The organism is Roseovarius halophilus (ex Wu et al. 2025), from assembly GCF_047086965.1.
Genome location: NZ_JBKOTX010000313.1, coordinates 1 through 4,609 on the forward strand (window position 1 = coordinate 1; position 4,609 = coordinate 4,609).

Sequence of the window (4,609 nt, forward strand, 5' to 3'; positions counted from 1 at the left end):
ACGGACAGCTCCGGGCGCTGGGCGTGGCCAGCAGTTCGGGCGACGCGAGGCTCGATCGGGCAGCCCGGGCGGCGGTCCGCGCCGCCCGCTACCCGGCCGCGCCCGAGGCCCTCGGCACCGGGCCGCACAGCTTTACCGTACCCCTGTCCTTCGAACCCTGAACGCGAGGCCTTTCGCGGCCCCGACCCGCGCCCTATAGTGCCGTCAAACGGGCAGCGGACAGGGCAGCGGGCAAGCCGGGCATGACAACCGGGGCAGACAACAGGACGGCAGACTTCGACATCGTGCTGGTGGGCCAACGCGGCCGCCTGCAATACGAGGCGCTGCTGCTGGTCGCCTCGCTGAGGGCCATGGCGCCGGACTTTTCCGGCACCGTCTACGTCGCCGAACCGCAGCCCGGCCCGCTCTGGCCCGACGATCCGACCATGAGCGGCGAGATCCGCGCCGCGCTGACAGCACAGGGCGCAACGATCCTGCCCTTCGAGGCCACCGCGTTTGGCCAGACCTACCCCATGGCAACAAGATCGAGGCGTTATGCGCCATGCCAGCGGGCCGACCCTTCCTGTTTCTCGACAGCGACACGCTGATCACCGACGACCTGTCGTGTCTGACGGCGGATTTCACCCGCCCCGCCGCCTCGATGCGCCGCACGGGCACCTGGCCAGAGGAAGAGCTCTACTGGCCCGGCTACACAGCGACCTGGAAATCGCTCTACGACAAGTTCGGCCTGGCGGGCTTCGAGGAGACGCTGGATACCAGCCAACCCGACGACTACTGGGAACGCTACCTCTATTTCAACGCGGGCTGGGTGATCGGCCCGGACGCCCCGGCCTTCGGCACCCGCTGGCGCGACTGGGCAGTGGATATCAGCGACGCCCCGCCCGAGGAACTGGTGCTGCAATCGCTCTACCCCTGGCTCGACCAGGTGGCCCTGCCGCTTGTCGTCCACAGCCTCGGCGGCGGCCGCCCCGGTCCGGACCTAGACGGCCTCGATGGCGATCTGACCTGCCATTACCGGCTGCTGCCGCTGCTCTATGCCCGTGAAAGCGACCATGTCGTGCAGGTGCTCGAAGAGGTCAGCGCGCCCAACAAGATCAAGAAACTGCTCAAGCAACACGAACCCTTCAAACGCATGATCTACCAGGGCCGCGGCCAGAAGGTGCGGGCGCTCTTCGACCAGGACAACCTGCCAAGGCCCGAACGCAAACTGCGCAACCGCATCAAGCGCGAGGGCTTCTGGATGCGCTGACCCCAACCGGCCAGGGGGGCCAGCCCCCCGCCGCGCGTACCGCGCGCCTCCCCCCGCGGTATTTCTGGACCCAAAGAAGCCTTAGGGGTGTATTAACCTTAATGCGCGATGACGGAGGGGCGGTACAGGCTGCGGAGCCGATGGCCGCACCCGAAGAAGCCCCTCGCCCATGGCGCCTGGCGACCCTCTGGGCGGGGGCACCCGTTTCTTTGGGTTCGAAATACCGCGGGGGAGTCGAGCTTGCTCGACGGGGGCAGCGCCCCCAACCCCGGACAGTCCAGGATCACCGGACCGGGTATCGCGTCAGGCTTCCAGCCATCAGAATGAAAGCGCGCGGAAGCGCTCCGTTTGGCAACCGTCCGCTTGGAACGACTCGTGCGATACGGCCCGCCGTGCAGGACGCACGTTCTTCTCGACGCAGCCCACATTGAGCCATCCGGAAAACCGGCCTAGGATCGCGCGAGCAATCTCAACGGAGGACAGGACAGATGAGCGACGATCCCACCTATGGCTTCGACACCCTTCAGGTGCATGCGGGCGCCCGGCCCGATCCGGCCACGGGCGCGCGGCAGGTCCCGATCTACCAGACCACCGCCTATGTGTTCCGCGATGCCGATCACGCCGCGGCCTTGTTCAACCTGCAGGAGGTCGGCTATATCTACTCGCGCCTGACCAACCCCACCGTGGCCGCGTTGCAGGAACGCATGGCCGCGCTTGAGGGCGGCGCCGGGGCGGTCTGCTGCTCTTCGGGTCACGCAGCGCAGATCCTCGCGCTCTTTCCGCTGATGGGGCCCGGCAAGAACGTGGTGGCCTCGACCCGGCTTTACGGCGGGACGGTCACGCAGTTCAGTCAGACCATCAAGCGGTTCGGCTGGAGCGCAAAGTTTGTCGATTTCGACGATGAAGAGGCGGTAAAGGCGGCCATCGACGACGACACCCGTGCCATTTTCGGCGAGGCCATCGCCAACCCGGGCGGCTATATCATGGACGTGCGCGCCATTGCCGATATCGCGGACGATGCCGGGCTGCCGCTGATCATCGACAACACCAGCGCGACGCCCTATCTGTGCCGCCCGATCGAGCATGGCGCCACGCTGGTCGTTCATTCCACTACCAAGTTCATGACCGGCAACGGCACCGTCACCGGCGGGGCCATCGTCGATTCCGGCACCTTCGACTGGACGGCCTCCGACAAGTTCCCCTCGCTCAGCGCGCCGGAATCGGCCTATCACGGCCTCAAGTTCGCCGAAACCTTCGGGCCCCTGGCCTTCACCTTCCACGGCATCGCCGTGGGGCTGCGCGATCTGGGCATGACCATGAACCCCCAGGCGGCGCACTACACGCTGATGGGGATCGAGACGCTCTCGCTGCGCATGGATCGCCATGTCGCCAACGCCAGGAAGATCGCGGCCTGGCTGGAACAGGACGACCGGATCGAGGCGGTAACCTTCGCGGGGCTGCCCAGCTCGCCTTATCACCACCGGGTCGCCAAGGTCTGCCCCAAGGGGGCGGGCGCGCTGTTCACCGTGGCGGTCAAGGGCGGCTACGAGGCCTGCGTCAAGCTGGTCGACTCGGTCGAGATTTTCAGCCACGTGGCCAACCTCGGCGACACGCGCTCGCTGATCATCCACTCGGCCTCGACCACCCATCGGCAGTTGACCCCCGAACAGCAAGAGGCCGCGGGGGCGGGCCCGAACGTGGTGCGCTTTTCCATCGGGATCGAGGATGCCGACGACCTGATCGCCGACCTGGACCAGGCGCTGGACACGGCGACGGGGTAATACGGCGTTGCCCCCGCGCGGCGTGCTGCGGGGGCAAGGTTCCTGGGTCGGCAACGGAAACGCGCGGGCGATCGGGGGCGCACCGCACCAAGGGGGGCGCCATGCATCTGGGGCAACGAAACCGCCACACCCGACGCGCGTTGCGATCACCCCAGGGCGCGGCGGCCTTTACAGGCTTGCGGTGGTCATGTCCTGCGCCGCACCGCCTTGGCCCGCTGTCTGCAGGACGCTGGCGGTCAGACTGGTGTTCGCCTTGCGATGCTCGGCAATCCGGCGCCTGGCGACTCCGACTTTCAGGCAGTCACGGGCGGGCGGGCCGTTCAAGGCCGCGCCGGGCACGGGCGCAGGTCCGAACAGATCGGTGACCGCGCGGCGCTCGGCGGCGGCCAGGGTGGTCAAGGCCATCGGCCCGAGCAGCAGCGATTCCGACTGGCAGCCGTTGGCGATCACGACTTCATGCCGGTCGCAGGCGAAATGCACCCAGGTGATATCCTGCTTGCCCTTCATGTGCCGGATACCCGGCGCACCCGTCAGGGATTTCGCGGGGGCCAGGGCCTCGCTGTCGAACACCGCATCGAACTGGCCGGCCCCGCCGACGAGAATGCGGTGCTGGGCCGACACGATCAGATCTTCCGACGGCAGGCCCGGGCCAAGCGCCCCGGCCTTGATCTGCACCGGCTTGGCGTCGACCGCGGCCTCTTCCAGAGGCTGCCGATCACGGCGGACCCAGCGGATCGGCTGCAAGCCGTTGTCCACGGTCTCGACCAGGTCGCCGACGGCCAGATCCTCGACCGGCACCGCGCCACGGTCGGTCTTGATCCGCATGCCGCGGGCAAAACAGACCGTGAACAGCCCGTCGCCTGCGTCGTCGTCGTAGACACCGCTCGAATCAATATCGCGAGTTTCCGTGGTACCGGCTGTCCAGCCGCCCGCGTTCGAAAAGATCAGACTTTGATCGTTCAGATCTTCGAAGGACCCAGGCCCTTGGACATTCGGCTCATTATTCGTACCCTGCTCCAAAAAGTTTATGGACCCGTTGGTCTTGGCGAAAGTGTCCCCCATGTTCGGAGTAAAACTGTCCGCCGGATCCGAAATGTCCTGTTCGGCGAAGACGCGGTCGTCATTCTCGTTTTCAAATACGGTTCCGTTGCCCATCGTGATGGTCAGCGACTCGATCACGGTGGTGGTGAAAACCGTACTATTCTTGTCTAGAAAGTTGAGCTCGCCCGTATCCGGGTTTGTCTCCAAGAACGTGTCATCAATCACCAGTTCGATGGAACTGACGCCTCCTTACACCGTTACATCCGCGAAGGTCTTGAGGATCTCAATATCAGCTTGATTTGGATTGTTGTCGTTTGTGCCGATGTTATCCACACTCGCGACTTGGTCGGGAGAAAAGGTCAAGGTCGTCAGTGCCATTGCGTATCCTAGTGTTCCCCGCCTGACGGAGGATTCCAAGCTGCTCGCCAATGTGTTATTATGAGGGCATGAGACGTAATGACATCTGCCTTTACCTGAGCCCCGCTGACCGAGCCGAACTCCAATCCCTGGTCGCCGACCGAAACACCCCGCGCAAGCT

At 65.4% G+C, this 4,609-nt stretch carries 4 protein-coding genes and 1 pseudogene; 3 read left to right on the plus strand and 2 right to left on the minus strand.

Translation table 11 applies throughout. The features are described 5' to 3' along the window. The 3 genes and pseudogenes from ACH107_RS30320 to ACH107_RS30330 form a co-directional block, all read left to right on the plus strand. On the plus strand, nt 1-161 hold a 161-nt coding region (locus tag ACH107_RS30320; RefSeq protein WP_412509421.1), incomplete at its 5' end, for a TonB family protein. A gap of 81 nt (nt 162-242) precedes the next feature. Further along, a pseudogene (locus ACH107_RS30325) lies at nt 243-1,249 on the plus strand (hypothetical protein). A 488-nt stretch (nt 1,250-1,737) separates the two neighbouring features. Continuing rightward, nucleotides 1,738-3,030 carry an O-acetylhomoserine aminocarboxypropyltransferase/cysteine synthase family protein gene (locus tag ACH107_RS30330; RefSeq protein WP_412509418.1) on the plus strand — a complete coding sequence of 431 codons (1,293 nt, stop codon included), beginning with the start codon at nt 1,738-1,740 and terminating at the stop codon, nt 3,028-3,030. A 168-nt stretch (nt 3,031-3,198) separates the two neighbouring features. On the opposite strand, the gene ACH107_RS30335 is transcribed toward ACH107_RS30330, so the two are convergent. Continuing rightward, complete coding sequence (locus ACH107_RS30335) at nt 3,199-4,278, minus strand: Hint domain-containing protein (protein WP_412509419.1); 1,080 nt, start codon at nt 4,276-4,278, stop codon at nt 3,199-3,201. Between the two features lie 42 nt (nt 4,279-4,320). Continuing rightward, nucleotides 4,321-4,449: a hypothetical protein gene (locus tag ACH107_RS30340; protein ID WP_412509420.1), complete on the minus strand. Its 129-nt coding sequence runs from the start codon at nt 4,447-4,449 to the stop codon at nt 4,321-4,323. Nucleotides 4,450-4,609 lie beyond the last annotated feature (160 nt).